Source organism: Pseudoflavonifractor sp. An184 (assembly GCF_002160305.1).
Classification (GTDB): domain Bacteria; phylum Bacillota; class Clostridia; order Oscillospirales; family Oscillospiraceae; genus Lawsonibacter; species Lawsonibacter pullicola.
Map to the genome: position 1 here is coordinate 37516 of NZ_NFKI01000005.1, position 23029 is coordinate 60544.

Sequence of the window (23029 nt, forward strand, 5' to 3'; positions counted from 1 at the left end):
AAAATCCGCCCTGCCTCCACAGAATGCGGAGACAGGGCGGAGGGGTGGAACGGTTATGGGGCCGCTTTCCGCAGCAGCACGACGGTCTCGATTTGTTCTTCGTTGTCCAAACTGATACTCATGTCTTCCTCGATGATCGGCAGCTTAAATTTGATGGATTTTAACCACTGTCCATTGGCTTGGCGTTCCGGGTAAATCTGAATCTCAGAGATCAACGCCTCGATCAGCTGCCGCCGCTCCGCTTCATTCATCACGCCGTACAGTTTCTCAAAATAAATCAGGACTTTATAGATATTGTCGCCGGTCAGCTTTTCTGCTTCAATAGCCTGCTTTTTAGCTCTAGCGGCAATCAACAGGGACTCTGCATCCTCGATTTTATCATACATTTTGTAGAGTCGGTCATCAAGATCTGCCTTGCGCCGGACATAGTGCCGGTCATCAGGATCAAGAGAATCAATTTCCTCCGCCAGCTTTGATTTGACGGAATAGTGCTGGCGAAGCTGCTTCTCGTAATTGGCAATCTCCTGGTCAATGGCGGCGGTATCCACTTTCATGTTGATCTTTTCCTGCATCATAGCCGCAAACTTTGGATTGCTCACCAGCTTTACAATGACTTCTGCCACGGCATCGTCCAGCAGTTCTTCCCGAAGCTGCTTTTTGTAATCGCACTTATGCCCACGAATCATGGAGCGATGCTTACAGCCGTAATAATAAAAGTCCTTGTACTTGCTGCCGTCCGCCTTGTGCTTGATGCTTTTGTTCCCGTACATTCCGGCTCCGCAGACAGGACACTTTACAATGCCGGAGAGTAGATGTACGTGTTCATCCTTCCCACGGTTGACGTGTTCGTATTTCTTGGCCTGTGCCAGCAGCTTCACCTGCGCCGCTTGCCAGACTTCTTCCGAAACAATAGGCTCATGCAATCCTTCTGCCAGCAGGTAGTTGTTCTGCTCCACCAGCTTATACTCGTTCCTTGTGCCACGCACTTTTTCCATCTTGCGGCGGCCATAGGCAATCTTGCCGCAGTACACCGGATTTTTCAAAATCAAGCGAATCAAATGTGCGTCAAACAGGGGATTCTTCCCATTTTGCCGGGGAATCTTGCGGATACCGTGGTTTTCCAGATACTTTGCAATGCCGTTTGCGCCAATGTCCGTGTGAACATACTGGTCATAGATGACACGAATCGCCTCTGCTTCTTCCTCGTTGATCATCAGTTTTCCATCTACCAGCTGATACCCATAGGGGGCAAAGCCACCGTTCCAGCGGCCCTCCCTTGCTTTTTGGATACGGCCCTCCATGGTTTGGACACGGATATTTTCGCGCTCAATCTCCGCCACAGCAGACAGGACGGAGATCATCAATTTGCCCGCGTCTTTGGAAGAATCAATGCCATCCTCCACACATACCAGATTGACGCCAAAATCCTGCATGACCTGAAGGGAAGAAAGCACGTCCGCCGCATTTCTGCCGAAGCGGGACAATTTGAATACCAGAACATAGGACACGCCATCTTTTCCGGATTTGATGTCCTCCATCATCTGGCTGAATTGCGCCCGCCCTTCAATGGATTTGCCGGACTTTCCCGCATCCTCATATTCACCGACGATTTCATAATCATTGTAGTCGGCGTAGGCCTTCATTTTGGCCTTCTGCGCATCCAGTGAGTAGCCGTCCACCTGCATAGCGGTGGAAACTCTGGTATAGGTGTAAACTCTAATCTTTTCTTTCTGCATCGTAATCTTCCTCATGTGGTTCCAATTCAAAAAGCGGATTGGTCATTCTTAACTTGGATCAGAAGAATCATCCTGCTTTTCCGCCTCTGTCTTGGCCGCTTTTCCCAGCTGCTTAATGGTCTTCAGATATTCTTCCTCCACGGGGGAAAGAGTTTGTGCCTGATAGCGTTTATATTCCGCTTTTGCTTTTTCCATCGCCTGTGCATGACTGATTTTTCCTGCATGGGTCAGCACTTCTTCACCGGTCGCCCGAAGAATATTGTCCAGCTGCTCCACATAATCGCTCATATACATGGGCCGGTGACGGATGGCCTGCACCTCGGCAAAGTCAAAATAACCGGATACCATTTGATTCAGAACCCGAAGTTCTTCCTCTGTCAGATAATTCTTGGCAATCCCAATATCTTTTGCCGTGGGGAAGTCGCCCGAAAAAGTGGTAAGCCCCATAAACGGCTTATCTGCATCGGCCCGCTCATAGATCACTTCCGCCGCCGTATGTCCATGCGCCGCATAATGAAGCTTGTTCTGCACCATTTTGAAAAACGCAACAGATTCCGCACTTCTGGGGTTATAGTCCACACTGGTGGCGTACAAGTCCAACACCTGACGATACATCACTTTTTCCGAAGAACGAATGTCCCGAATCCGTTCCAGCAGTTCGCGCCAATAGTTGCCACCGCCCAAATTTTTCAAGCGTTCATCGTCCATCGTGAAGCCCTTGATCATATATTCTTTCAGGCGCTCCGTGGCCCACCGGCGAAACTGGGTGGCAATCAGGGATTTTACCCTGTACCCCAAAGAAATGATCATGTCCAGATTATAGAAAGGCAGCTCTCTGGTTACTTGCCGGTTGCCCTCCATTCGAACCTGTCGGAATTTCCGACAGGTTGAAACCTCATCCAGTTCGCCTTCTTCATAGATGTGGCCGATATGCTCCACAATGTTGCTTCTGGACGTGTGGAACAATTCCGCCATCTGCTGCTGCGTCAGCCAAACAGTCTCGTCTACAAACCGGCACTCTACTTTTGTGAGCCCATCTTCAGCCTGATAAATTACAATCTCGCCCTGGCTCTGGTCCGGTCTATTCTTGTCTTCCGCCATTTGTTCACGCTCCTATCCGATTACATTTTCTATGTTTCAAGAGAGCGAAGAAAATGGCCGTCGCCCTCTTGTTTGGACTCTTGTATCACGTCTATTATATCATGCAGCAATTTTGCCTGCAACTGCTTCCGGCTTGAAAACAGATTCTTTTTTATCTGCTGCCGCGCCGTCCTGGTCCTCAAGCGGAACCGCCGGAGCGGGCAGATTCTCGACATCCAACTCCGAAGCGTACTTCTCAATCAGGTTGGCCAGCAGGTCTGCAAAACCGCTCCACTCATCTATCATAGGCAGTTTCCCTTTCTTTTTTATGCGGGTGTTTATAAAGTTCCAATACTTCTGGCGGTATCTGCTCCAATATCGCCACGGCACTGTCATAGTCGCGCCGCAGCTTGAAATCTTCGATTTGCTTCAACGCACTGACTTTCTGCGCCGATGCAAGAGATTCTTCCAGCTCGGCATTTTTCGTTTTCAGCTTTTTGTTTTCGGATGCTGTTTTCGTAAAAGCCACACCATATTTCCGCAGCAGTGTGTCCATCTTCTCCACGCTGGGAATATAGGTATCCAGAATCTTGCAGATTTCCTCCGCCCGGCTTTTGACGTTAAAGGGATTGATTCCAGTGAGCAGATCCTCCAGTTTGCTTTTCTGTTTGGTCAGTCTGGTCATCTCCTTAAATACGCGGGGCGGGATATGGTCACGCCCGGTCAGGCTGGCGCTTTCGCCTCGTTCCAAATCTGGGAACTTCTTGACCATGTGTTTCCAAAACTCATCCTGCCACCAGGTCAGCTTCTTTTTATTGCCCATAATATCTTTGGCGCTGAGTCTGCCGTCCTCCGTCAGCGGGACAAAACAAAGGTGCATATGGGGCGTTTTCTCGTCCATATGCACCACGGCGGATATAATTGTCTCTTTGGATTGATGCTGTTCCAGAAAATGCAGAGCTTCCTCAAAAAATACCCGAATTTCCGCCCGTTTCTTTCCCTTAAAGAACTCCGGGCTGGCTGTGAACAGCGTCTCGATCATACGGATACTGTCTTTCCGGGTACGGCATCCGGCAGCGGCAATTTGCCTCTCTGACTCCGCCCGGTACTTGCCGGGCGGTTTGACCAGATGGAAGTTGTACTTGCTTCGGCTGGCGTCCACATCAGGATTGCTGGCGTACTTTTCCTTTGTGCGCTCATTATGGGCCTCTATATTGCCGATTTCAGGCCCCTTATATTTTGCAAATCGCATAATCGCGTACTGTGCTTTTTCCATGCTCAATCCCTCCGTTTCTGCCAGACAATGTCATATCCCAGCACATCAGCCAACTCCATGGCCTCCCGATACCGCAGCGATTCCCGCTGCAATTTCCCGGAAAGATTGGATACGCTGTCGCTCCACCCATACTCATCGTGCAGCTGGTCAACGACTTCCTGCATGGTGTAACCGGCGCGGATGATCTGCGCCTTGATTTCGTTTCGGATGCTTGACTTCATAATAATCCTCCAAATTTCTTTGCCCATAAAAAGAACCGGTTGCGCTGGACAGCGTACCGGCTTCATGGGATGATAAAATTGTTATAGTTTCTGTTTTACGATAGAAATGTTTCCCCGCGTATCGTTGACTGGCGGCGGAATATTCGACTTCGCGGAAATGCGGGACTCTTTACCATTCGGACGGTATCTGCGCGAGCCAGCGCAACGTGTGTGCAGTTCCGCGAGCCGCTATTCGGCGAACAGTGTGTGGATAAGGGAGAAACATTTCGCCGTTTTGTGACTGCTTCAAAATCTGCCTCAAAATCACGGTGTTTTCTGGCTGTTTTGGTTGTTCTCAAAATGAGAACGACTACTATAACCTCGTGAAGTGTTTCTGCAATATATGAGGTAACAGGGTCAATCGCTGCGTACATACGTACCGGCGACCAAAGCGGAAATCAATCCCGCCAGTCTTCCGGTACGTACGTACACTGTGAAGCGTCCGTAAACTCGTTTATATGCGGCCTTGCCACTGCCTCGATTCCCATAAAGCCCCACACCCGGCGTCCTGCCGAATTGGTAATCGTGTTGCAGTGTTCCAGATTGTACTTGCCGCAGGCTGCCACCAGCGCATCGCTGAAGCTGCGGCGTTTGAGTGCAGTCAGACTGTTTTCCTCGCACCACATCCGGTAAATGTCGTAGCAATCCTTTGAACTGATGGACGCATCCGCTTTCAGCCGGATATAGCCCTCGGATTCCAGAAAATCGAACACATTGTTGTTATCCCGCTTGACAGCCTCACGGTTCTCTCTGGTGCGCTGGCTCTCGGTGAATCTGAAGTTGTTCGCTATCAGCCGCTGCAATCCCTCAAAAGCCCACAGCAGAATGCCCTCCACCTCGGCCTTCACCTTCTCGGCCAGGTCGGGATCATCCACGCGGTCAACAGGTTTCTCTTTTGTGGTCAGCACCAACTGCCGCCGGTAAAAGCCGTCGCTGCGGTCAAAGAGAGCCTGCAAGTCGCCGTTGCTGAACGCCAGCAGCCGGGCGCACATCCATCCCTGATAGCTCTGCTTACCCTTGCGCTCCAAATCCATCTTGCCCTGGGCGGTGACGATGGATTTTACATAGTTGGTCTGCCGCAGCGCCTCCATCCGCATATCATCATCAATACACAGCAGAATGTGTTCCAGATCAGCGCGGGCGAACCGGTTCTCGGAAATTTTGCCGATGCTGCCATCTTTCATGTTGCTGCCAAACAGAGCGGATAACACCGCGCCGATCTGGCTTTTGCCTTCGCCGCCGTTGCCCTTAATGACCATCATCCGCTGGCCCTTGTTGCTGGGGATCAGGCAGTAGCCGATATATTCTTGCAAAGTGGGAATGTCCTCCTGGTAAAGCAGCCCGTCCAGAAAAGCCAGCCAGTGAGTCGGTGTGGGAGCATCGGGATTGTAGGCCACCGGCAGGCGACAGCGAACGATTTCCGGCTTGCCCTCCGTAAAGGTGCCATCCAGCATTAGCGTCCCATTTGCCAGATGAATCCGGTCCGCCTCCGGCGGGAAGTCCTCCAGTAGTGCAGCCAGCTTCATCAGCTCTACAATGTTGCTGATCTTGCGTGGAATGTTGCTGACCGCACAGCAGCGCAGCTCGTCAAAGATCTCGCTTCGCAGCGGCAGGTCGTTGGTCACGCGGCCATCGGGTGTGAAAAAAGCCCCGTTTGTGTAGATGATTTTGTGTCTGCTCAGAAAATCATCACAAAACAGGGCTTCGTTGATACTTTTGCCGTCAAACCAGATGGGTTGGTTGACCTCACGCGATTGCTCGTTCTTCGCCACGGTGCTGCACCTCCTTTTCCAGACGTTTGAGCCTCCGCTCCAGTGCGGCGATGGTTCCGTCATTCAGCAACATATCTACCGCTTTCACACGCTGTTCCAGTTCCGCAAACATGAGAATGTCCAGCAGGTATTCCACATAGTCGATCATCTGACTCGCCTCCACAAAGCGGTCGTCCAATTCGTCCTCCGGCGATTGCGGGGCGTACTCGATTTTCCAGTGTTCCAGCAAGTGCAGATAATCACACAGCACCCGTTGGCAGTATATCTCATCGTTGCGGAAGGCCCGCGCCAGCGGATACGGCTTTTTCAGCGCCATCGCTGCCGGGGGCTTGTCCGGGTCGATGCCGAAGTCATAGGCCAGCTTCTTTGCGGCCTCGTAACTGCTCAGGCCGAATAACCGCGCCACGAAGTCAATCACGTCCCCGGTGGCCCCACAGCCAAAGCAGTAGAAATAATCCCTGTTCAGCTTCATGCTGGGATGCTGGTCATCGTGGAAGGGGCAGCAGACCATGTCGCCCCGGTTGACCTTGCAGCCGTAGTACTCGGCGGCCTGCTTCACAGTAACAGCAGATTTTACAGTTTCAAACAGATTCATAGGCTATGCCCTCCATCACTTATTGACGGTATTTGCCCGTCTGCCTGAATATACGTGGAAAAAGCCTATAGACCAAAAAATCCCACATAAGTGCAAGAAAAGAAAAAAGCCGCCCTCAAATCTTGCAAAAATGCAAGACCTCAGAGCGGCGAACCCAGCGGAAAGCATTTGCCCACGCTGGGTTTATAAGGTATAATGGATGCAACGAGTTTACAGGAAAGAGGTGCGGCATATGGAGGGAGCCTATCTGCCCGGAAATATCCGGCAACGGATGCAGGAGCTTATGAAGGAACATAAAATTACCCAGGCACAGCTGGCGACCCGCATCGGCAGCACCGAAAGCGCCATCAGCCGGTTTGTCAACGGCAAGACCGATAAAATCAGCACAGAACATTTGCTCCGTATTGCGAAAGTGTTTGAAGTCTCCACAGATTTCCTGCTAGGGGAAGTCAATACACCCGACCGGACAAATTTTGATATTGAAGAACTGGGCCTGTCGGTGCAGGCGGCACGGAATCTGTACACCGGGAAAGCCAATGCCGAAATTGTCAACCGCCTGTTGGAAAGCCCGCGCTTTGCAGAAGTCACTTACATGATCGAGCAATATTTTGATGATACGCTGGCCGCTGGTTTCGCCGGACAAAACCAGATGCTTACTACCCTTAGCGCAATGCTGCGCCGGAATGTGAAGACGGATGCCGCTGTGCAGGCGGCAAGAACTGTCAACAGGCAGAAAGTCCCTGTATATCAGGCCGACCTGACGATGATACAGAACACGTTTATGGCAGCGCTGCGGGAAGTGAAGAAAGAGATTGGTAATGATTTCACGGCAGCACAGTCTTTGACCAAGGGCATCACCCAGCAGATGTTCTCCGAGTTGACAAAAGGCCAGGATGTCCAGGCACCAACCATCACGCCGGAAATGATTTCCGCCGCCGTTACCCAGAGCGCGGCAGGAATGGACGGCGTGCAAAAGGAAGCGTTGGACAAGTTTGGTCAGGCGCTGACGGAATTTCTCCAATCCACCTTAGACCACGCGCAGGAGAAGCAAAATGCCGACCCGGAGCAATGAACGGCTGTGCAGGCTGGCACAGGAAGGGGATACAGCTGCCCGTGACATTCTGCTGGAAAACAATCTGGGATTCATCCGAAAAATAGCGTTGGAGCAATACCGGAGCATGGGGCTGGATGAAAATGATATTGGAATTGATTTAGATGATTTAGTGCAGGAGGGAAGCATCGGCCTGCTGAACGCAATCCCTTTGTTTGATGCCGGACGTGGCATGAAATTTCTGACTTATGCAGCACCGGCGATCCGCAACGCCATGACAGACTGTATCCGCGCTGTCCTCGCTCAGTTTGAACAACGGATGGTGGATAAGAGAGATGGCCCCGGCTTCCAGAGAGTATATCTGGATGACGTTCTCTCAGATGATGAACGGATGCTGCGAATCGAGGCCATTGCTGACCCAACATCCCAAACTCCGGAGCAAATTTATATCAAAAAAGAACAGCTAATGGAATTGTATGCGGCGATGGACAAGCTGACTGCCAGAGAGCAGACCTATCTGCTGTACCGCTATGGCTTTACCGATGGAATCGAGCACCCTCTGATCGGTGCAGCGCTCCATTTCCATCTCAGCGAGAGCCGGACAAAGAAGGTGGAGGGAGAGGCGATGGACAGCCTGCGCGGGAAACTGCCGTGGTGGTTCTGATACGATAGTAAGCAGCGGCTGACGGGGCTTTGATATACCTTTGTTCCACAGATGACACGGCTGGCAGACAGTGCATACTCGCACCACCTGCCAGCCTTTTTCTGTCGCTTATGCTGCCCCGCAAGAGGCAACCTTTCCCGCCAGAACGCCGCAACTGTAGCCACACTTTCCGGGGCGTGCTACAATTCCGGCTGCCATCTGCTCCACAAAGGTATAACACACTAGACTTTCCGGGGAAAGTCGTGTGCCACGAAACCGCCGGTTTCTTTGGATTCTTCCGGTCAAAGGGGAACACTATCCCCTCTGAACATCCCAGGCAAAGGAGAACACTGTTCCCCTTTGAAATCCCCTTGCCAACCGGGATGCCGCTCGCCCCTATTGGATAACCCAGAGTTATAAAAAATGAAATTCCTTTCTCTTTGTAGGGTAAAACCTCAAACTTAGCATTGAACGAGTTCGTTCAAACGAATATAATATAAATGGTAATTGTCTGCTTTGGCTGGAGGTGGATTTAATGCTGAACGGCTATATTACAACGCAGGAAGCCGCACAGAAATGGAACATAAGTGCCCGACAAGTCCAAATTCTTTGTAAGAATAATCGTATAGAAGGCGCTGTACAGATCAATAGAATATGGCTGATACCTGCTAATGTGAGCAAACCAACAAACACTTATAAATATCAATCACAGCATGGTTTATAAATTGCAATATCGCAGTCGTAAAAAGAGGGAGGGCTGCTGCTTTGAAAAAGAAAGAAGCGAGTGCAAGGATTAAAATTAACCGTCTGTTAGAAGAAGCTGGCTGGCGCTTCTTTGACGATGAAAACGAATCTGCAAATATACAGTTGGAACCCAATGTCAAAATGTCTAAAGCTGATTTGACAGGCTTAGGTGAGAATTTTGATAAGGTGAAGAATGGCTTTGTGGATTTTCTGCTCCTCGATGATAAAGGTAAGCCTTTTATTGTGCTGGAAGCTAAAGCGGAGGATAAAGATCCCCTGGTCGGCAAGGAGCAGGCCAGAGAATATGCTAAGTCACTTTATCTGAAGTATGTCATTCTCTCCAACGGAAATCAGCATTACTTTTGGAATATTTACAAGGGAAACCCGCAGCTTATCACGGCTTTCCCCAGTTATGAAAGCATTCGGGAAAGCAAAGCCATGAACGCTGACCCAGCAAAACTATATTCTGAGGAAGTTGGTGCGGATTATATTGCCGTAATCAAAAATCCTCGATATATGGAGGCACCCGAGTACATAAATCCGGAAACTCGTCAGCAATTCTTATATGATAATGGGCTGCGATTTCTCCGTCAGTATCAGATCAATGCGCTGAAAGCCTTGCAGGAATCTGTGCGACATGGAAATCAGAGGTTTCTGTTTGAGATGGCAACCGGTACAGGAAAAACTCTCACTTCTGCTGCCGTAATTCGTCTTTTTTTGCGTAGCGGAAATGCGAATCGAGTGCTTTTCCTTGTAGATAGAATTGAGCTTGAAAATCAGGCTAAGAAAAACTTCCAGAACTATCTTGCTCCTGACTATCACACAGTTATCTTCAAGGAAAACGTAGATGATTGGCGGAAAGCGGAGGTTGTCGTTTCCACCGTACAAACGCTTATGTTCAATAATAAGTACAAGCGTTTCTTTAAGCCTACCGATTTTTCACTTATCATTGCCGATGAGTGCCATCGCTCCATCAACGGAAACAGCCGTGCTGTATTCGAGTATTTTCTCGGCTATAAGTTGGGTTTGACGGCTACTCCTAAAGACTATATCAAAAATATTGACGCGGAAAAGCTGAAAGCAACTGATCCACGGGCATGGGAAAAACGGCAGCTGCTGGACAGCTATAAAACCTTTGGATGTGAAAGTGGCGACCCAACATACCGCTATTCACTGCTGGACGGTGTTCGGGATGGCTATTTGATCAATCCTACAGTAGTGGACGCCAGAACCGATATTACAACAAAACTATTGGCAGATGAAGGTTATGCCGTGATTTCGCAAGGGGATGAAGCGGACGAAGAACAGGAAGAAACCTACTTTGCCCGTGACTTTGAAAAGAAGTTTTTCTCCGAAGAAACCAACAAGATGTTTGTCAAAACCTTTATGGACAATGCACTGCGTGACCCGATTACCGGAGAAATTGGCAAAGGCATCATCTTCTGCGTAAGCCGCAAACATGCAGCAAAAATCACACAGCTGTTGAACGTATATGCGGATATGATGTTCCCCGGTAAATACTGTTCGGATTTTGCCATGCAGATCACATCGGACGTCATGAACGCCCAGACCTACACCATCAACTTTCAGAACAATAATCTTAGCGGAACAACCAATTTTCTGGAAGGGTATAAATCATCCAAGACCAGAATCTGTGTCACCGTGGGCATGATGACAACCGGGTATGACTGCGAAGATTTGCTGAACATCGGATTACTGCGCCCAATCTTCTCTCCCACAGACTTTATTCAGATTAAGGGCCGTGGTACACGAAAGCATGATTTTATCTTTAAAGAGCGAAACGGTGGTCAGGAAATCGTCCATAAGTACCCTAAAGAAACATTCAAGCTGTTTGACTTCTTTGGGAACTGCGAATATTTTGAAGAAAAGTTTGATTATGATGAGGTCTTAAAGCTGCCCCGATTCCAAGGTGGTAGTGTGTCGCAAGGTACTCCTCCTGTTGATCCGGACGGGTATGAAAACTTTGCTCCTGACCCACTGAAAACACTGGTGGAGACTAAAATCGGTGCAGAGGGCATGAAGATTGACCGGATGTACTTCGATAAATTCGAGGAGACTGTCAAAGAAGATCCGGTTGCGAGAGAACAATATGAGCAAGGCAACTATCCTGCTGTCATTCGCTATATTGATGAGCACATCATGAATCAGCCCAACGAGTATTATACCTGGGACAAACTGCGGCGCTCCATCGGCAGTGACCGCCGCATCACAGCCCGAGAAATTCTGGACAAAATCTTTGGTGTCCTGCCCTTCTTTAAAAGCAAAAAGGAATTGGTAGAGGATGAATTTGAGGGATATGCCCTGACGCACAGTATTCCGTCAGAAAAGTATGCTGATGTAAAAGAGTTCTTTGCCACTTATGTAACAGATAAAGATGTGCGCAGAGCCATCGAAGACCGAAAATTTCAACTGCTTGGAACGGACATCAGCACATACACTATGGCTGATCTGAAGCATTTGGGGCTGGATAATATGCAAAGCGTGGTAGATTACGTTGCCGATAACGTCAATGTATCCCGCTTTATGTAGGAGGAAATGCAATGTTGACATTTGACGTAAAGCGCAAGATCAATACGCTGCGTGATATTCTGGTGGGCAAGGTGCCCGATCCTAAAGCGCAGGTTGAACAGATCACAATTGCGCTCATTTATAAATTCATGGATGACATGGATATAGAAGGTTTGGAATTTGGCGGCACCCGGCAGTTTTTTACAGGTGAATATGAGAAATATGCTTGGACGGAAATCATGAAGCCGGAAAACAGCGGCCAACAAAGGGCTTTACTCTATGCGGAAGGCATTGAGAAAATGGTTACGAACCCCAACCTTCCCCAACTGTTCCGAGATATTTTCCGTGGAGCATATATCCCTTATCGGGATCCGGATACCTTGAATATGTTCCTGAAAGAAGTCAGCGACTTCTCTTATGACAACAGCGAGGATTTGGGCAATGCCTTTGAATATCTGCTGTCTATTATGGGCAGCCAGGGAGATGCCGGTCAGTTCCGTACACCCCGCCATATCATTGACATGATGGTGGAAATCGTAGATCCGAAGAAAAACGAGACCATTCTGGACCCTGCCTGCGGTACAGCCGGTTTCTTAATCAGCGCCTATCGTCACATTTTGGCACAGAACAAAGATGAGGACGGTAAAAGCACGCTGACCGCTGATGACCGTAAGCGTTTGACGGAAAACTTTGCAGGGTACGATATTTCTCCCGATATGGTGCGTCTGTCTCGGGTAAATATGTACCTTCACCATTTTACAAAGCCCAAAATCAGCGAATATGACACCCTAACCAGTGAAGAAAAGTGGGATGACTGTTATGATGTTATCCTTGCGAATCCGCCTTTCATGACACCAAAGGGCGGAATTATGCCCCACAACCGTTATCGGGTAAAAGCCAAGCGCTCCGAAGTGCTGTTTGTGGACTATATTGCTGAGCACCTTAATCCTAATGGACGAGCAGCCATCATTGTCCCCGAGGGCATTGTGTTCCAGTCCGCTAATGCTTATAAGGAGCTCCGGAAATATCTGGTAGATGACGGCTTTCTGTATGCGGTAATCTCTCTACCTGCTGGTGTTTTTAACCCGTACAGTGGTGTCAAAACCAGTATTTTGCTCATTGACAAGTCTTTCGCCAGATTAAAAGATGAGCTTCTTTTTGTAAAACTGAATAACGACGGATTTGATCTGGGAGCACAGCGTCGTGAGATAAAAGGCAGCGAGATTCCAGATATTATTCGTATTGTCAAGAAGTATCATGCTGATATGGATCCGCAAACAGCGGACGATGAAATTCTCCATCACCCGCTTGTAACCATTGCCTCAAAAGAACAGATTTCAAAGCAAGACTATATTTTAGTTGGAGAACGCTATTCATCCAACAGTATTCCTAAAGGAAAATATAAAATGGTTTCTTTGGGAGATAAGTCATTGTTTCAAGTAGAGTCTGGCGGCACACCTTCTTCTGATATTCCAGAATATTGGGATGGAAACATTCGTTGGGCTACTTTAGTTGATTTACCAGCTGCAAACCTGATTACTGAGCTGAAAGACACCGAACGCACAATCAGTCCGTTGGGACTGGAAAAATCCAGTGCCAAGTTACTCCCCGCCGGTACAGTGTTGGTATCGACCAGGGCAACAATTGGCCGAGTGGCTATTGCAGAATACGAAACAGCAACAAATCAAGGGTTCAAAAACATTATAGTTCTTGACGACACCAAAGTTTCAAATAGATTTGTAGCCTATATGATGACTGCTCTCACTGATAGAATGGTGTCTTTGGCATCTGGCGGAACATTTAAGGAGATTTCAAAAAGCAATTTCCTTACTTTAAGTATTCCATTGCCGCCTTTGACTATCCAAGAACAAATTGTTGCTGAACTTGACATCTACCAAAAGGTTATCGATGGCGCTCGGCAGGTTGTAGACAACTACAAACCCAATATTAGGGTAGATTCCAGTTGGGATTTAAAACCTTTGGGCCAAATTTGTGATGTAAGAGATGGCACACATGATAGCCCTAAGTTTGTTCAGGATGGGTTCCCGTTAGTAACTTCTAAAAATATTAAAAATGGAACAATCATTTTAGATGATGTAAATTTCATTTCAAAAGAAGACTATGATAAAATTAATCAACGGTCTAAAGTGGATAAGGGGGATATCCTTATGCCTATGATTGGGACAATAGGAAACCCTGCTATTGTTGATGTTGAACCAACCTTTGCAATAAAAAATGTTGCACTAATAAAATTTTCTGGCCAAGAGGTAAAAGCAAAGTATGTATTATTTGTGCTGAATAGTTCTTTGTTTGCCAAATATATTGAGGCTACCAAACGTGGCGGTACTCAAAATTTTATCTCACTAAAAGATATCCGGTCTTTTAATATTCCTTGCCCTACAGTGGAGATTCAAGAAAAAATTATAAGAGAGATTGAAGAAGAAAAAACAATTGTAGAACAAAACAAACGGCTCATAGATATCTTTAAACAAAAAATAGCCGATAAAATTAGCGAGGTCTGGGGGGAATAGCATTATGTATAGCGAGACATTCAAAGACGTACTATATGGAGCTTTTCAACCAGCCGATGAGGAATGTGATCCCTCGTTCTTGGTTCGGCTTTTGGAGTATTTTCCGACTGATAAAGTGGATGTAGGAAGTGGCACTTATGACCAATACCTTTATGATTTGGAGAAGACAGTCGTAGATAATTATGAGAAAGGTAACTATCAGGTTTCTTTTTTCTATGCGCATCTGATTTTTATGAGCTATACCTATTATTGCGTTGATCGTGCCTTTCAGACAAGTCCAGAACGGATAAAAGATATCTTCTATCCGATCAATGCTTATAATGGAAGAACAGATAAGCCAGACATCGAAAATCATGCAAGTGTTTATGATTTCAGCAAAATTCCGGAGAAAGAAATATTCAAAATTTTCCATGCATTGGAGATGGAAGATGAAAAAATAAAAGCCCTCTCAAAGTACATAAGCGATAGAGACGACTATGCTCATGCCACAGGACAAGGGAATATTTCGGTCGATGCTTTGGTTCAAAATATACGGACAATAACCAAGCACATGGAGGCGTTGCACGAAATTTTTAAAGGCCCTGACAAAGATCTTTATGTTCAGTATTTACTTAGCCACTGTGAGACGGAATATTCTGATGTCGTAGACGGTGTCTATGATTTTATCGTAGATAATATGTTATCACTTCACGATTTAGAATACTTATGTCATTTAGGAATCAGCGGTATTAGAAATGAGAACGAAGAATTCAAAAGTAAATACAGATTTATTAAAAAAGTACACTGTACGTTTATCGAGTACTGCATGGAGAACATGGGAATAGATCCTCCTGGCAGTTATACAGATTTGAGAGATGAAGCCTATCTGTATTATAAATATCAGAACAATGCCACTGAGTATGTAGAAAATGAACTTGGTATTAGTTCTTACGAATGCGGAAAAGAAGGTGTGGAGTTTCCGGTTTATGAGTGCTTGGAATGCGGTGCAGAGCAGTTAGCTCACGATGCGAAAGCCCCAAAATACCATTGCTTTTCATGCGGAGAAGATTTTGACGAAAGCACCATTGCATTTTGCAGCCGATGTGGTTCCATTATGAGAGATAATGAAATTGACATCTGTCCCAACTGTATTGAGAGTATAACGGCTGATTAAGTCGCAAAAAGAACAATCACATAAGGAGGAGTTGCGTTGGATGCAGAAGAACGAAAACCGGCTATGAGCCACGATGAAATGCAGGATTATTGGCAAACATTGTGTTCATTTTCAGGAGAAGATATACCGAATGAAGTCAATCAATTGATGGCGAAAATTCATTATCCAAGATTTTTATATAAGTATCGTGCTGTGAATAACAATAATCTTGATGCTTTACGCTCTAATAAGCTATTCTTTTCAAAAGCAAGCAGCTATGATGACCCATTTGATACCTTCTTACATATCGATGTAGAGAAGATCCGTCAAGAATTTGTCAGTAACTATAGCTCCCCTGAGGCATTAGCAGCGTTGGCAAACGGGATGAAAGAAACCTTTCAAAATCAACCCGACATCCCACAAGAATTTATTCAACAAGTTACAAATGTCGAAGGGCTAAAACAGCTGTTTTCAAGTGGCATAACAAACCAGTTTTTATCCTATTTACTAACTTTACGGTCAAAAATACAAGATGAGATTTTGTCCATCTGTTTTTCCGAAAATGGGTTCAATGAAACTCTTTGGCTAAAATATGCTGATATGCATAGGGGTTTTTGCCTTATGTACGACCTAAGTGATGAGGAAAGTTCCCATTGCGGCAAAATGGATAAGTGCGTAAATTGTGGCGTCTATAAATACGGAACGCGGGTTTATCCAGTATATTATTCCGACACTCCACATGATGCAACCAATTTTGCAAAGTTTGTTATGGGACAAGATATGGTACAGCGATTAGGGGTTCACTTGCCGGATTTTATGCAAGAGGAATTAAAACCCCTTCCGTGGGAAGTTGAGAGAAATAGTTTGATAAAAAAAGAATGCCACAAATATGATGAAGAATGGCGGATGATCGCTAATTGCAAAATGAACCTTCCCGCTATGATAGAGTGCGTTCCGGCAGGAGTCATTATTGGATTGAGAACATCTCCAGTAGATAAGAATCTGATTATTTCCATGGCCAAAGAAGCTGGAATCAGAAATATCTATCAATCCTACATTGATGAAAAAAATAGGTTGAACGCATATCCGCTCCAGGATGTATAAGAGCTTGGATAATGCAAAGCACGGATGATCGCCAAGTGGCAAATCATCCGTGTTTTGTTATCAGATCATTTGAAAATGTTTCAGCGCGTCCATAATCGCCGCTTCCTTTTCCGGCGGACACTGTGGCACCTTTGCATCTTCCTTCTTCGACAAATTATAGTTCTGTCCTACCTCCAGACCACATTTCCGCTTGACCTGGGAGATATACAGGCTGGACACTTTCAGATCGTACTTTTCCAGCACATAGGCTTTAATCTCATCATAGGTGGCTTTGCTCTCCGCAGCAGTCAAATCCAGCTCGTCTAGATTCAACTCTACCTCGATATGCTGCTTGGTATTGAGTTTGGACAAAAGCACTACCGTCTCCACATGGGCGGTCCGGGGGAACAAGTCCACCGCCCGGGCCTTGACCGCCGGGTAGCCCAGCTCCCCGAAGCGCTTCACGTCCCGGGCCAGGGTGGCCGGGTCGCAGGAGACGTAGACGATGCGCTCCGGCGCCATGGAGGCCAGAATCTCCGGCACCTCCGGGGCCAGCCCCTTCCGGGGCGGGTCCACGCAGATGACCTGGGGGCGGACCCCCTCGGCGGCCAGCTGAAAGGCGGCCTCGCCCGCGTCGCCGCACAGGAACCGGGCGTTTGGCACCTGGTTGCGGACGGCATTGGCCTGGGCGTCCTGCACGGCCTCAGGGACGATCTCCGCCCCGATCACCTGACCGGCCCGCTGGGCCAGGGCCAGAGAGATGGTCCCGATGCCGCAGTACAGGTCCAACACCGTCTCCCGGCCGGTGAGGCCGGCAAATTCCAGGGCCTGGGCGTACAGCCGCTCGGTCTGAGCCCGGTTGATCTGGAAGAAGGAGGGGACGGACAGGCGGAAGGTCATGCCGCACAGCCGCTCCTCCAGGAAATCCCGCCCCCAGATGGTCCGGTAGTTTGGACCCAGGATCACGTTGGTGTCCTTGGTGTTGGTGTTCAGTACCAGCCCCGCCAGGGAGGGTACCGCCTGCCGGAGGGCCTGCACCAGCTCGGGGGCGTGGGGCAGGCGGGTCCCGTTGGCCACCACACAGCACAGGGCCTCGCCCGCCTGGTTGGTACGCACGTAAAGGTGGCGGATCAGGCCTTGGCAAGTTCCCTCGTCATAGGCGGGGACCCGGTACCGCTCCATCCAGCCCTTAAAGGCGCGGCGCAGGGTGGTGACAGCCTCAGGCTGGAGCAGGCAGTCGTCCACGTCCAACACGTCGTGGCTCCTGGCACGGTAGTAGCCCACCGCCAGCCCCCGCTTCTCCTGGGCCACCGGAAACTGCACCTTGTTTCGGTAGCGCAGGGGGGTCTCCGCGCCCAGCACCTGGGGCAGCTCCAGGGACACCCCGCCCACCCGGGACAGCGCGTCCTGGACCCGCTGCCTCTTGGCGCGCAGCTCCTCCTCATAGGTCATGTGCCGGTACTGACAGCCGCCGCACCGCCCCGCCAGGGGGCAGTCCAACGCCACGCGCTCCGGCGACGGGGCCAGCAGGCGGACAGCCCGCCCCCAGGCCACGTTAGTCTTTATCTTTAAAAGCTGGACCTCCCAGCGCTCCCCCAGGATCGTCCCGGGGACAAAGACGACCCGCCCGTCCCACCGGGCGACTCCCATCCCCTCCGCGGTGTAGCCGGTGATCTCCAGCGTAAGCGATGCGTTTTTCTTCCACACTTCCATGGAAAACCGTCCTTTTAACTTAAAAATCAATCTATCATACCATATCGGCCGGCGGGAGTAAAGGGCGATGGAATGATTCCACGGCCGGCTCTTGCAGACGATGCAATGGCGTGTGACAAAAGTGGGAAGAAAACAGGAGCGGCCTGGGCCAAAGTCAGGCTGCCAGGACAAAACCGGCAGGCGTTGCGCGATCCGCCCTGGATGAGATGAGGTGAAAGATGCGCCTTCATCTGCTGTACCATATCCTTGGTGAACCGATCACTCATACGTTGACCGGACCCGATCCAGCTGATACAATAGCACTGTCATGGGAAATTCCCGCCTTCTATTGACATTCAGACAGATTTCAGGTTGAACCCGTATAATGCCCATACACCAACCAAAGAACAGGAGGCGCAGTGATGCGGATCTTAATTGTAGAGGACGAGATGCGTCTGGCAGAGACCCTGCGGCAGCTGCTGGAGGACCAGCGCTATCAGGTGGACACCGTATACGACGGGGCGGACGGAGTGGACTACGGTCTGGCAGGGCAGTACGACCTGATCATTCTGGATGTGATGCTCCCCAAGGTGGACGGCTTTCAGGTGGCTCAGCGGCTGCGGGCGGCCCACGTGTCCACCCCCATTCTGATGCTCACCGCCCGGGACGATGTGAGCGACAAAATCAGCGGCCTGGACTGCGGGGCGGACGACTACATGACCAAGCCCTTTGATACCGGCGAGCTCATGGCCCGGGTGCGGGCCCTCACCCGCCGTCAGGGGGAGGTTTTGAGCGACGTGCTCACTGTGAACGACCTGAGCCTGGACTGCACCTCCCGCCTGCTGTCGGCGGGAGAGCGCTCGGTACGGCTGGGCTTCAAAGAATTTGAGGTGCTCCGCCTGCTCATGGTGAACAACGGGAACGTGGTCACCAAGGAGACCCTGATCTCCAAGATCTGGGGGCTGGACTCCGAGGCGGAGGACAACAATGTGGAGGTCTACATCTCCTTCCTGCGGAAGAAGCTGGTCTTTCTCAACAGCCAGGTGTCCATCTCCACCGTGCGGAAGGTGGGGTACTTCCTGGACACGCCTCAGAAGTAATCGTTCCAACGAAAAAGGGGGAGAGCGGCATGCTGCGCAGGCTGCGGCTGAAATTTATCCTCACCAATATGCTGCTGGTGACGGTGGTGCTGCTGGCGGTGTTCGGGGCGCTGATGATTTCCACGGCTCAGCAGCTGGAGCGGGAGAGTGCCGCCGCCATGAAGCTGGCCCTGCGCCAGGACGGCATCCCGCCCCAGCTGGAACTGCATCTGCCCGACCAGGGCGGGGCGCGGGAGTGGCGTTGGGCCATCCCTGTATTCTGTATCACCATTCAGAAAGACGGAACCATCACCCTGGAGGAGGGCAGCCAGGTCAAGGTCACAGAGGAGACCCTGGCCCAGGCGGTCCAGGCGGTCCGGGACGCCCAGACCCCCTCCGGCACCTTGCAGAATCTTGGTCTGCGGTTCCAGCAGGAGCAGCTCTCCGACGGCCGGGTGCGCATCGCCTTCTCCGACCTCAGCTGGGAGCGGGCCTCTCTGGGACGGCTGATGCTCAACTCTCTGCTCATCGGCGGGGCGGCTCTGGCGGTGTTCTTCGCCATCAGCCTGTTTTTGGCCCGGCTGTCCCTGAAGCCGGTGGAGAGGGCCTGGACCCAGCAGAGGCAGTTTGTGGCCGACGCCTCCCACGAGCTGAAGACCCCCCTCACGGTGATTCTGGCCAACACCGGGATCATGGCCGCCCACCCGGACGCCACGGTGTCCTCCCAGCGCAAGTGGCTGGGCTACATCCAGGAGGAGGCCCAGCGGATGAAGGAGCTGGTGGAGGACATGCTCTTTCTGGCCAAGCACGACGGGGCGGAGCGGCCCAAGGACTCCCGCACAGTCAATTTCAGCGACCTGGTCACCGGGTGCGTGCTGCGCTTCGAGTCGGTGGCCTTTGAGCGGCAGGTGGAGCTGAACAGCCACATCCAGCCCGATCTCTCCCTCTCTGGGGAGCCGGACAGCCTGGAACGGCTGGTGATGATCCTGCTGGACAACGCGGTGAAATACGCCGGGGAAGCGGGAAGGGTGGACGTGGACCTCTCCCGCCGGCAGGAGCGGGCGGTCCTCTCGGTGCGGAACACCGGCGAGCCCATCCCCCCGGAACACCTGGAGCACCTGTTTGAGCGGTTCTACCGGGTGGACGGCTCCCGCAGCCGGAAGGAGGGGGGCTACGGTCTGGGGCTGGCCATCGCCCACACCATCGCCCAGTCCCACCGGGGGCAGATCGAGGTCCGCAGCAGCCGGGAGGAGGGCACCGTCTTTACCGTCACCCTCCCCCACGGCCGGACGGAGGGCAAATTCCCTGTCTTTTAAATCCGCTTGAAACGCACAGGCCCCGCCCCACAGCGCGTCTCCGCGCGTGAGGCGGGGCCTCATTTTATTTTCAGTGTTTCAATGGATGGGTCATTTTCCCCGCTGCCGCACCAGCTCGATGGCCTCCTTGCCGGACAGGTGCTCCACTGTCATCTCCAGCATGCACAGGGGCGCCCACTCCCGGTCGATGGCCCCGTCCCGGTTCTCCCTGCTGCCGGCGGGGGCGTACTTCACCGCCAGCTTCTCGATGGCGGCGCGCTTCTCCCCGTCCTCCTCCAAAATTCGGACGGTGCCGAAGGCGATGACGCTGCGGAAGTAGGTGGTGTACTCCTCCGGGACAATGTGATCCTGGTCGATGACACAGAAGGAGGCCCTGGGGCAGCTCCGAATGGCGTCCACCTTGTGGCCCGATTTGGCGGAGTGGAAGTAGAGCTTCCCGTCCGCGTACACATAGCTGAGGGGGACGGCGTAGGGCCAGCCTCCGTCGCCGGTCAGGGCCAGCACCCCGGAGGTCCCCCGCTCCAGAACCGCCCGGCACTCCTCCGGGGACAGGGCCTGCTTGAAGCGGCGCATGGGACGAAACATAGAGATCGCTCCTCTCATCTCCCCGCTCCTGCCGGAGGCGGGGCGCTGGTTTCAAAATCACAGCGGACCGGCCGGGGGCCGGGGTCCGCCAAGGAAAGTGGGCGGCCGGAGCAGTTCCAGCCGCCCAGCTTTTTATGCTGCCGGGGCAAATTCACCCATTCACCTGAATCTGTCCCAGAATCTCCCCGATGGGTCCGGTGAGCACCAGATCGGCCCTCCGGTCATAGGGGGTGGGGGTCTTGTTGATGAGGACCAGCCGGTCCCCCCGGTAGTAGTTGATGAGCCCGGCGGCGGGGTAGACCACCAGGGAGGTCCCCCCGATGATGAGCAGGTCGGCCTGCCGCAGGTCGGCCACCGCCCCCTCCAGCACATGGGCGTCCAGGCTCTCCTCATAGAGGACCACCTCCGGCTTTACGATCCCGCCGCAGGCACACCGGGGCACCCCCTCACACTCCGCCAGGAACCGGGTGGGATAGGGCTTTCCGCACCTCATGCACCGGTTGCGCAGCACCGAGCCGTGGAGCTCCCACACCCGCCGGGACCCCGCCTCCTGGTGGAGGCCGTCGATGTTCTGGGTGATGACGCTGCGCAGCTTTCCCGCCGCCTCCAGCTCGGCCAGCTTCTTATGGGCGGCGTTGGGCTTGGCCCCGGGGTTGAGCATCTTGTCCCGGTAGAAACGGAAAAACTCCTCTGGGTGGGCGTCAAAGAAGCTGCGGCTGAGCATGGTCTCCGGGGGGAATTTGTAGTGCTGATTGTAGAGACCGTCGGGGCTCCGGAAATCCTTAATTCCTGATTCGGTGCTCACTCCCGCACCGCCGAAAAAGACAATGTTATGGCTCTGGTCAATCCAGCTCTGAAGGGTCTCCAGCTCGCTCATACGGGGACCGCCTCCCCTGTCTCCGCTTCGCTCTGGAGCTGTGCCCGGCTCTGGGCGGTGAGCAGGCGCTCCCGCTCCCAGTCCAGCTGTCCCTGTTTCTCCTCCAGATTCTCCCGCTCGTCCCGCAGGCGGACAATGAGCCGCTCCACCCGCTGGGTCACCGCCTCCACCTGCTCCTGGGCCTCCCGGATGCGGCTCTGAACAAACAGGTCGGCAAACAGACCGTCAAAGAAGTAGTCGGCAAAGACGGCAAAGTCCCCCAGTTCCACATCGGGCACCTGCTCCGAGGACACATCGGCCAGCTCCGTGCGGAAGCGGCTCAGGGCCCGGCGTGCCTCATATGCGGCGTCCTGGGCGTCGTCCAGGCAGCCGTGCTTGGCAAAGGTGGCCATGATGCCGCCCCCCACCATATCCCAGACGCCCCAATTTTCCGCGCCGCTCAGGTCGCCGCTCATCTCCTCCAGGGCCCGCTGGGCGGCCAGACCGGCCTGGATGGCCTCCTGGATCTCCCGCAGCTCCCCGGCGGTGCGCTCCTGCTCCTGGGCCAGCTGGCCCAGCCGTTGGGACTGGGCGCCCCCCTGGCTGCGCAGCACCGCCTCCTTTTCATCCAGCAGGGCCTGGTACTGTTTCTCCAGTCCCTGCAGGCTCTCCTTCTCCTGCGCAAAGTCCCGGAGCCGCCGGTCCAGATCCTCCAGGTCCCACTTGGCCGCGTCGTACCGGGCCTTGGCCATGGCGGCCTCCCGGCGCTCCTCCGCCTTCCGGCTCTCCAGATCCCCCTGGATTCTGGCCAGGAAGGACACCAGGGACATGCGCTCCAGCTCCTCCACGTCCCCCTGCTCCTTCTCCAGGACCGCCCGGGCCTCCTCCTCCGCCTGACGGCGGCGGACACTCTGCTCCTTCAGGTCCTGGAGAATCACATCCAGCTTCCGGGACCGCTCCATCTTCTGCCGGGCGCGCTCCAGCTCCCGGTCAATCTCCTGTATGCTCCGCATGTATTTTACCGCTCCTCTCACGTCTCTCTCCTGCTGATCTCGTGCCGTTTCCAGCG

General features: G+C 51.8%; 19 protein-coding genes. 8 read left to right on the top strand and 11 right to left on the bottom strand.

The genetic code is table 11. The features are described 5' to 3' along the window. Positions 1-53: 53 nt before the first annotated feature. The 7 genes from B5F19_RS03375 to B5F19_RS03405 all read right to left on the bottom strand — a co-directional run bounded on the left by B5F19_RS03375 (position 54) and on the right by B5F19_RS03405 (position 6719). Positions 54-1736 carry a recombinase family protein gene (locus B5F19_RS03375; protein ID WP_087287999.1) on the bottom strand — a complete coding sequence of 561 codons (1683 nt, stop codon included), beginning with the start codon at positions 1734-1736 and terminating at the stop codon, positions 54-56. Between the two features lie 48 nt (positions 1737-1784). Next, complete coding sequence (locus B5F19_RS03380) at positions 1785-2837, bottom strand: virulence RhuM family protein (protein ID WP_087288001.1); 1053 nt, start codon at positions 2835-2837, stop codon at positions 1785-1787. Positions 2838-2936: 99 nt separating this feature from the next. Further along, positions 2937-3122 carry a hypothetical protein gene (locus tag B5F19_RS03385; protein ID WP_087288003.1) on the bottom strand — a complete coding sequence of 62 codons (186 nt, stop codon included), beginning with the start codon at positions 3120-3122 and terminating at the stop codon, positions 2937-2939. Next, positions 3112-4092 (bottom strand): MobV family relaxase, encoded by a 981-nt coding sequence (gene mobV, locus B5F19_RS03390; RefSeq protein ID WP_087288005.1) that lies wholly within the window; start codon positions 4090-4092, stop codon positions 3112-3114. The genes B5F19_RS03385 and mobV overlap by 11 nt, the downstream gene beginning before the upstream one ends. A 2-nt stretch (positions 4093-4094) precedes the next feature. Continuing rightward, positions 4095-4313, bottom strand: coding sequence for a phosphoribosylglycinamide formyltransferase (locus B5F19_RS03395; protein WP_087288008.1), 219 nt, complete (start codon positions 4311-4313; stop codon positions 4095-4097). A gap of 437 nt (positions 4314-4750) precedes the next feature. Beyond that, positions 4751-6124 carry a phage/plasmid primase, P4 family gene (locus B5F19_RS03400; RefSeq protein ID WP_242972683.1) on the bottom strand — a complete coding sequence of 458 codons (1374 nt, stop codon included), beginning with the start codon at positions 6122-6124 and terminating at the stop codon, positions 4751-4753. Continuing rightward, entirely contained in the window at positions 6099-6719 is a 621-nt protein-coding gene (locus B5F19_RS03405) for a CHC2 zinc finger domain-containing protein (RefSeq protein ID WP_087288012.1), read from the bottom strand. The genes B5F19_RS03400 and B5F19_RS03405 overlap by 26 nt, the downstream gene beginning before the upstream one ends. Positions 6720-6951: 232 nt before the next feature. Here B5F19_RS03405 and B5F19_RS03410 point away from each other — a divergent pair, with 232 nt between their 5' ends. The 6 genes from B5F19_RS03410 to B5F19_RS03445 all read left to right on the top strand — a co-directional run bounded on the left by B5F19_RS03410 (position 6952) and on the right by B5F19_RS03445 (position 16453). Next, a complete protein-coding gene (locus tag B5F19_RS03410) occupies positions 6952-7791 on the top strand; it encodes a helix-turn-helix transcriptional regulator (RefSeq protein WP_087288014.1) in 840 nt (279 codons plus the stop codon). Continuing rightward, positions 7772-8434, top strand: a complete 663-nt coding sequence (locus B5F19_RS03415; protein ID WP_087288015.1) for a sigma-70 family RNA polymerase sigma factor — start codon at positions 7772-7774, stop codon at positions 8432-8434. Before B5F19_RS03410 ends, B5F19_RS03415 begins: the two co-directional genes overlap by 20 nt. Positions 8435-9178: 744 nt before the next feature. Further along, positions 9179-11707 carry a DEAD/DEAH box helicase family protein gene (locus B5F19_RS03425; protein WP_087288017.1) on the top strand — a complete coding sequence of 843 codons (2529 nt, stop codon included), beginning with the start codon at positions 9179-9181 and terminating at the stop codon, positions 11705-11707. Between the two features lie 11 nt (positions 11708-11718). Further along, entirely contained in the window at positions 11719-14217 is a 2499-nt protein-coding gene (locus B5F19_RS03430; protein ID WP_087288019.1) for an N-6 DNA methylase, read from the top strand. Between the two features lie 4 nt (positions 14218-14221). Beyond that, complete coding sequence (locus B5F19_RS17020; RefSeq protein WP_140394147.1) at positions 14222-15370, top strand: hypothetical protein; 1149 nt, start codon at positions 14222-14224, stop codon at positions 15368-15370. Between the two features lie 36 nt (positions 15371-15406). After that, positions 15407-16453: a DUF2971 domain-containing protein gene (locus B5F19_RS03445; RefSeq protein ID WP_140394148.1), complete on the top strand. Its 1047-nt coding sequence runs from the start codon at positions 15407-15409 to the stop codon at positions 16451-16453. Positions 16454-16513: 60 nt separating this feature from the next. Here the strand turns inward: B5F19_RS03445 and rlmD are convergent, their stop codons facing one another. Beyond that, entirely contained in the window at positions 16514-18145 is a 1632-nt protein-coding gene (gene rlmD / locus B5F19_RS03450; RefSeq protein WP_087288026.1) for a 23S rRNA (uracil(1939)-C(5))-methyltransferase RlmD, read from the bottom strand. Between the two features lie 401 nt (positions 18146-18546). Here rlmD and B5F19_RS03455 point away from each other — a divergent pair, with 401 nt between their 5' ends. Together B5F19_RS03455 and B5F19_RS03460 are read left to right on the top strand one after the other, a co-directional pair. After that, positions 18547-19224 (top strand): response regulator transcription factor, encoded by a 678-nt coding sequence (locus tag B5F19_RS03455; RefSeq protein ID WP_087288028.1) that lies wholly within the window; start codon positions 18547-18549, stop codon positions 19222-19224. A gap of 29 nt (positions 19225-19253) precedes the next feature. Continuing rightward, positions 19254-20519, top strand: a complete 1266-nt coding sequence (locus B5F19_RS03460; RefSeq protein WP_087288030.1) for an ATP-binding protein — start codon at positions 19254-19256, stop codon at positions 20517-20519. A gap of 90 nt (positions 20520-20609) precedes the next feature. Here B5F19_RS03460 and B5F19_RS03465 read toward each other — a convergent pair whose 3' ends face one another. The 3 genes from B5F19_RS03465 to B5F19_RS03475 all read right to left on the bottom strand — a co-directional run bounded on the left by B5F19_RS03465 (position 20610) and on the right by B5F19_RS03475 (position 22973). Then, the gene (locus B5F19_RS03465) at positions 20610-21104 is read right to left on the bottom strand and encodes a pyridoxamine 5'-phosphate oxidase family protein (protein ID WP_087288032.1); all 495 of its coding nucleotides are present in this window, start codon (positions 21102-21104) and stop codon (positions 20610-20612) included. A 151-nt stretch (positions 21105-21255) separates the two neighbouring features. Further along, the gene (locus B5F19_RS03470; RefSeq protein ID WP_087288034.1) at positions 21256-21981 is read right to left on the bottom strand and encodes an NAD-dependent protein deacylase; all 726 of its coding nucleotides are present in this window, start codon (positions 21979-21981) and stop codon (positions 21256-21258) included. Beyond that, positions 21978-22973, bottom strand: a complete 996-nt coding sequence (locus B5F19_RS03475; protein WP_087288036.1) for a hypothetical protein — start codon at positions 22971-22973, stop codon at positions 21978-21980. Before B5F19_RS03475 ends, B5F19_RS03470 begins: the two co-directional genes overlap by 4 nt. Between the last annotated feature and the right edge of the window lie 56 nt (positions 22974-23029).

Excerpts from the sequence above, each read along its gene's own strand:
- B5F19_RS03375 (WP_087287999.1), bottom strand. The coding sequence starts at position 1,736 with ATGCAGAAAGAAAAGATTAGAGTTTACACCTATACCAGAGTTTCCACC.
- B5F19_RS03455 (WP_087288028.1), top strand. The coding sequence starts at position 18,547 with ATGCGGATCTTAATTGTAGAGGACGAGATGCGTCTGGCAGAGACCCTG.
- B5F19_RS03415 (WP_087288015.1), top strand. The coding sequence starts at position 7,772 with ATGCCGACCCGGAGCAATGAACGGCTGTGCAGGCTGGCACAGGAAGGG.
- mobV (WP_087288005.1), bottom strand. The coding sequence starts at position 4,092 with ATGGAAAAAGCACAGTACGCGATTATGCGATTTGCAAAATATAAGGGG.
- rlmD (WP_087288026.1), bottom strand. The coding sequence starts at position 18,145 with ATGGAAGTGTGGAAGAAAAACGCATCGCTTACGCTGGAGATCACCGGC.
- B5F19_RS03395 (WP_087288008.1), bottom strand. The coding sequence starts at position 4,313 with ATGAAGTCAAGCATCCGAAACGAAATCAAGGCGCAGATCATCCGCGCC.
- B5F19_RS17020 (WP_140394147.1), top strand. The coding sequence starts at position 14,222 with ATGTATAGCGAGACATTCAAAGACGTACTATATGGAGCTTTTCAACCA.
- B5F19_RS03380 (WP_087288001.1), bottom strand. The coding sequence starts at position 2,837 with ATGGCGGAAGACAAGAATAGACCGGACCAGAGCCAGGGCGAGATTGTA.
- B5F19_RS03470 (WP_087288034.1), bottom strand. The coding sequence starts at position 21,981 with ATGAGCGAGCTGGAGACCCTTCAGAGCTGGATTGACCAGAGCCATAAC.
- B5F19_RS03465 (WP_087288032.1), bottom strand. The coding sequence starts at position 21,104 with ATGTTTCGTCCCATGCGCCGCTTCAAGCAGGCCCTGTCCCCGGAGGAG.
- B5F19_RS03430 (WP_087288019.1), top strand. The coding sequence starts at position 11,719 with ATGTTGACATTTGACGTAAAGCGCAAGATCAATACGCTGCGTGATATT.
- B5F19_RS03475 (WP_087288036.1), bottom strand. The coding sequence starts at position 22,973 with ATGCGGAGCATACAGGAGATTGACCGGGAGCTGGAGCGCGCCCGGCAG.
- B5F19_RS03460 (WP_087288030.1), top strand. The coding sequence starts at position 19,254 with ATGCTGCGCAGGCTGCGGCTGAAATTTATCCTCACCAATATGCTGCTG.
- B5F19_RS03385 (WP_087288003.1), bottom strand. The coding sequence starts at position 3,122 with ATGATAGATGAGTGGAGCGGTTTTGCAGACCTGCTGGCCAACCTGATT.
- B5F19_RS03410 (WP_087288014.1), top strand. The coding sequence starts at position 6,952 with ATGGAGGGAGCCTATCTGCCCGGAAATATCCGGCAACGGATGCAGGAG.
- B5F19_RS03405 (WP_087288012.1), bottom strand. The coding sequence starts at position 6,719 with ATGAATCTGTTTGAAACTGTAAAATCTGCTGTTACTGTGAAGCAGGCC.